Origin of the sequence: Frigoribacterium sp. VKM Ac-1396 (assembly GCF_015350895.1) — a bacterium.
Lineage (GTDB): Bacteria > Actinomycetota > Actinomycetes > Actinomycetales > Microbacteriaceae > Frigoribacterium.
In genome coordinates, this window is the sequence record NZ_JADKSD010000005.1 from 1 (window position 1) to 5,635 (window position 5,635).

Consider the following 5,635-nt stretch of genomic DNA (forward strand, 5'->3'; position numbering starts at 1 on the left):
GCACTAAAAGGAGTCCGGCGGTGTCCTACTCTCCCACAAGGTCCCCCTTGCAGTACCATCGGCGCTGAGAGTCTTAGCTTCCGGGTTCGGAATGTGACCGGGCGTTTCCCTCTCGCTATGGCCGCCGAAACATTTACCACACACCATTGCTGGCGGTGAAGTCTGTTTCAGACCATGCACCACACCCGTGAAGGGTGCGGCGTCTTGTCTGTCTTGATGTAGATCTGTATTGAGTTGTTCCCGACCGTATTTCGGGAACCACATAGTGGACGCAAGCAGCTTTCCCCCACCTCTACAGGGAGGGAGTGTTGTCAAGTTATCGGCTTATTAGTACCGGTCAGCTCCATGGGTCGTTAGTCCCCACTTCCACATCCGGCCTATCAACCCAGTAGTCTAGCTGGGAGCCTCTCACCCCGAAGGGTATGGAAATCTCATCTCGAAGCCGGCTTCCCGCTTAGATGCTTTCAGCGGTTATCCGTTCCGAACGTAGCTAATCAGCGGTGCCCTTGGCAGGACAACTGACACACCAGAGGTTCGTCCATCCCGGTCCTCTCGTACTAGGGATAGATCTTCTCAAATTTCCTACGCGCGCAGCGGATAGGGACCGAACTGTCTCACGACGTTCTAAACCCAGCTCGCGTACCGCTTTAATGGGCGAACAGCCCAACCCTTGGGACCTACTCCAGCCCCAGGATGCGACGAGCCGACATCGAGGTGCCAAACCATGCCGTCGATATGGACTCTTGGGCAAGATCAGCCTGTTATCCCCGAGGTACCTTTTATCCGTTGAGCGACAGCGCTTCCACAAGCCACTGCCGGATCACTAGTCCCGACTTTCGTCCCTGCTCGACTTGTCAGTCTCACAGTCAAGCTCCCTTGTGCACTTACACTCGACACCTGATTGCCAACCAGGTTGAGGGAACCTTTGGGCGCCTCCGTTACTTTTTGGGAGGCAACCGCCCCAGTTAAACTACCCACCAGGCACTGTCCCAGAACCGGATCACGGTTCGTAGTTAGATATCCAAAGTGACCAGAGTGGTATTTCAACAATGACTCCACCTGAACTAGCGTCCAAGCTTCACAGTCTCCCACCTATCCTACACAAGCCACTCCGAACACCAATACCAAGCTGTAGTAAAGGTCACGGGGTCTTTCCGTCCTGCTGCGCGTAACGAGCATCTTTACTCGTAGTGCAATTTCGCCGAGTTCGCGGTTGAGACAGCTGGGAAGTCGTTACGCCATTCGTGCAGGTCGGAACTTACCCGACAAGGAATTTCGCTACCTTAGGATGGTTATAGTTACCACCGCCGTTTACTGGGGCTTAAATTCTGAGCTTCGCTTGCGCTAACCCTTCCTCTTAACCTTCCAGCACCGGGCAGGCGTCAGTCCGTATACATCGTCTTGCGACTTGGCACGGACCTGTGTTTTTAGTAAACAGTCGCTTCCCACTGGTCTCTGCGGCCTTTCCCGCTCCGGGAGTAAATCCCATCACGGTTCCGGCCCCCCTTCTCCCGAAGTTACGGGGGCATTTTGCCGAGTTCCTTAACCACGATTCTCTCGATCTCCTTGGTATTCTCTACCTGACCACCTGAGTCGGTTTGGGGTACGGGCGGCTTGAACCTCACGTCGATGCTTTTCTCGGCAGCATAGGATCACTGATTTCCCCCAATCGGGGTACGCATCGGATCTCAGGCGCATTGACGACGGATTTGCCTATCGTCAGCCCTACATCCTTACACCAGGTTCACCTTACGGATACCATCGCCTGGCTCAGCTACCTTCCTGCGTCACACCTGTTAATACGTTAACCGCACCAGCATGGGGTCGAGCGTTAGACCGGCCGGCATCACCCCGAAGGGATCCACTCAGCCGGGTTAGGACTCTTAGCACCACTGGATTAGCTTGGGCGGTTCTTCGCCGGTACGGGAATATCAACCCGTTGTCCATCGACTACGCCTGTCGGCCTCGCCTTAGGTCCCGACTTACCCAGGGCGGATTAACCTGGCCCTGGAACCCTTGGTCTTTCGGAGGACGGGTTTCTCACCCGTCTTTCGCTACTCATGCCTGCATTCTCACTCGTGTGGCCTCCACGGCTGGTTTACACCGCCGCTTCACTGGCCACACGACGCTCTCCTACCACTCCGTACGACTGAACCACGAAGGCTTGTCTATAATACGAAATCTACAACTTCGGTGGTGTGCTTGAGCCCCGTTACATTGTCGGCGCGGAATCACTTGACCAGTGAGCTATTACGCACTCTTTCAAGGGTGGCTGCTTCTAAGCCAACCTCCTGGTTGTCTATGCAACTCCACATCCTTTCCCACTTAGCACACGCTTAGGGACCTTAGTTGGTAGTCTGGGTTGTTTCCCTCTCGACGATGAAGCTTATCCCCCACCGTCTCACTGCTGCGCTCTCACTTACCGGCATTCGGAGTTTGGCTGACGTCAGTAAGCTTTTGGGCCCCATCGGCCATCCAGTAGCTCTACCTCCGGCAAGAAACACGCAACGCTGCACCTAAATGCATTTCGGAGAGAACCAGCTATCACGAAGTTTGATTGGCCTTTCACCCCTATCCACAGCTCATCCCCTCAGTTTTCAACCTAAGTGGGTTCGGTCCTCCACGACGTCTTACCGTCGCTTCAACCTGGCCATGGATAGATCACTTCGCTTCGGGTCTAGGACATGCGACTGGATCGCCCTATTAAGACTCGCTTTCGCTACGGCTACCCCACACGGGTTAACCTCGCCACATATCGCTAACTCGCAGGCTCATTCTTCAAAAGGCACGCTGTCACCCCTACAAGGAGGCTCCAACGGTTTGTAAGCAAACGGTTTCAGGTACTATTTCACTCCCCTCCCGGGGTACTTTTCACCTTTCCCTCACGGTACTTGTCCGCTATCGGTCATCTGGGAGTATTTAGGCTTATCAGGTGGTCCTGACAGATTCACACGGGATTTCTCGGGCCCCGAGCTACTTGGGATACCCATTCAGCCAGCGCCAGCATTTCGGCTACGGGGTTCGCACCCTCTATGACCAGCCATTCAAAGCTGTTCGCCTATACTGCGCTGTAACTGCTCCTGTCCGGCAGAACAGGACAACGGGTCCCACAACCCCGACCATGCAACGACCGCCGTCTATCACACATGACCGGTTTAGCCTCTTCCGATTTCGCTCGCCACTACTGACGGAATCACTGTTGTTTTCTCTTCCTGTGGGTACTGAGATGTTTCACTTCCCCACGTTCCCTCTACCCGCCCTATATATTCAGGCGGGAGTCACCAGACATAACGCCTGGCGGGGTTTCCCCATTCGGAGATCCTCGGATCAGGGCTCGATTATCAGCTCCCCGAGGCTTATCGCAGATTTCTACGTCCTTCTTCGGCTCCAGATGCCAAGGCATCCACCGTTTGCTCTTAGAAACTTGACCACAAAGTTGCTGCCAGCCAAAGACTGACAGCTCAGTGTTATCTCATTCGCCAACCACACCCCAAAGGGCGGGTTGGTCTAAGAAATTGCACTTAGTATCACAAACAACAACCAACCTAAAAGGCCGGCCATAATCTGCGACTAAGATGCTCGCGTCCACTGTGTAGTTCTCAAAATACGGGCGGCACCATGATCACCCCGCAAGTAATGCGGAACAGTCATGGTCCAGAGGTAAAACCCCCGACACAACCGTGTCAGGTGCTTGGTCCCTCAGGACCCAACAGCGTGCACGCTCCCCCACCCGAACACCCTCACCTTCCAAACACCCGAAAGTGTCGTACTAGCGCTGATGCTCATCGTGACGAGCCATTGTCAAAGTTCCACCCATGAGCGCCGGCCGAAGACATTCGCTTCGAAACCGACTTGACCCGAAACTCCCCGTGTAAACAGCGGGGCGGGTACATGCTCCTTAGAAAGGAGGTGATCCAGCCGCACCTTCCGGTACGGCTACCTTGTTACGACTTAGTCCTAATCACCGATCCCACCTTCGACAGCTCCATCCACAAGGGTTAGGCCACTGGCTTCGGGTGTTACCGACTTTCATGACTTGACGGGCGGTGTGTACAAGGCCCGGGAACGTATTCACCGCAGCGTTGCTGATCTGCGATTACTAGCGACTCCGACTTCATGAGGTCGAGTTGCAGACCTCAATCCGAACTGAGACCGGCTTTTTGGGATTCGCTCCACCTTACGGTATCGCAGCCCTTTGTACCGGCCATTGTAGCATGCGTGAAGCCCAAGACATAAGGGGCATGATGATTTGACGTCATCCCCACCTTCCTCCGAGTTGACCCCGGCAGTCTCCTATGAGTTCCCACCATAACGTGCTGGCAACATAGAACGAGGGTTGCGCTCGTTGCGGGACTTAACCCAACATCTCACGACACGAGCTGACGACAACCATGCACCACCTGTATACCGACCTTGCGGGGCGACCATCTCTGGACGTTTCCGGTATATGTCAAGCCTTGGTAAGGTTCTTCGCGTTGCATCGAATTAATCCGCATGCTCCGCCGCTTGTGCGGGCCCCCGTCAATTCCTTTGAGTTTTAGCCTTGCGGCCGTACTCCCCAGGCGGGGAACTTAATGCGTTAGCTGCGACACGGAGACCGTGGAATGGCCCCCACATCTAGTTCCCAACGTTTACGGCATGGACTACCAGGGTATCTAATCCTGTTCGCTCCCCATGCTTTCGCTCCTCAGCGTCAGTTACGGCCCAGAGATCTGCCTTCGCCATCGGTGTTCCTCCTGATATCTGCGCATTCCACCGCTACACCAGGAATTCCAATCTCCCCTACCGCACTCTAGTCTGCCCGTACCCACTGCAGGCTGGGGGTTGAGCCCCCAGATTTCACAGCAGACGCGACAAACCGCCTACGAGCTCTTTACGCCCAATAATTCCGGACAACGCTTGCACCCTACGTATTACCGCGGCTGCTGGCACGTAGTTAGCCGGTGCTTTTTCTGCAGGTACCGTCACTTTCGCTTCTTCCCTACTAAAAGAGGTTTACAACCCGAAGGCCGTCATCCCTCACGCGGCGTTGCTGCATCAGGCTTTCGCCCATTGTGCAATATTCCCCACTGCTGCCTCCCGTAGGAGTCTGGGCCGTGTCTCAGTCCCAGTGTGGCCGGTCACCCTCTCAGGCCGGCTACCCGTCGTCGCCTTGGTGAGCCATTACCTCACCAACTAGCTGATAGGCCGCGAGTCCATCCTTGACCAAAATTCTTTCCAACTCCTAGCCATGCGGCTGAAGCTCGTATCCGGTATTAGACGCCATTTCTAGCGCTTATCCCAGAGTCAAGGGCAGGTTACTCACGTGTTACTCACCCGTTCGCCACTAATCCCTGGAGCAAGCTCCAGTTCATCGTTCGACTTGCATGTGTTAAGCACGCCGCCAGCGTTCGTCCTGAGCCAGGATCAAACTCTCCGTAAAAGAAAAAACAGCACAACCGGAATAGGCCATGACTGCTGAATTTGATGCTGACTAAAGAACAAAACAATCTGACGATTGTTGTTGTCCATCAATCTCAAAGAAACCTAAACACCACTCACAACCCCACCAAACGGTGAAGCCACAAGCAATGCCAGGGTATAATTTGGCATTTGACAATGTGCACGCTGTTGAGTTCTCAAGGACCAAACGCAC

Annotated in this window: 3 rRNA genes; all 3 read right to left on the minus strand. The window is 54.6% G+C overall.

Annotation, left to right across the window (positions count from 1 at the left end):
- Positions 1 to 12 precede the first annotated feature (12 nt).
- The 3 genes from rrf to ITJ55_RS15820 all read right to left on the minus strand — a co-directional run bounded on the left by rrf (position 13) and on the right by ITJ55_RS15820 (position 5,422).
- Positions 13 to 129 (minus strand): 5S ribosomal RNA (gene rrf / locus ITJ55_RS15810).
- Between the two features lie 178 nt (positions 130 to 307).
- Positions 308 to 3,430: ribosomal RNA gene (locus ITJ55_RS15815) — 23S ribosomal RNA — on the minus strand.
- A 472-nt stretch (positions 3,431 to 3,902) separates the two neighbouring features.
- A 16S ribosomal RNA gene (locus ITJ55_RS15820) occupies positions 3,903 to 5,422 on the minus strand.
- Together the 16S, 23S and 5S rRNA genes form the textbook arrangement of a ribosomal RNA operon.
- Positions 5,423 to 5,635 lie beyond the last annotated feature (213 nt).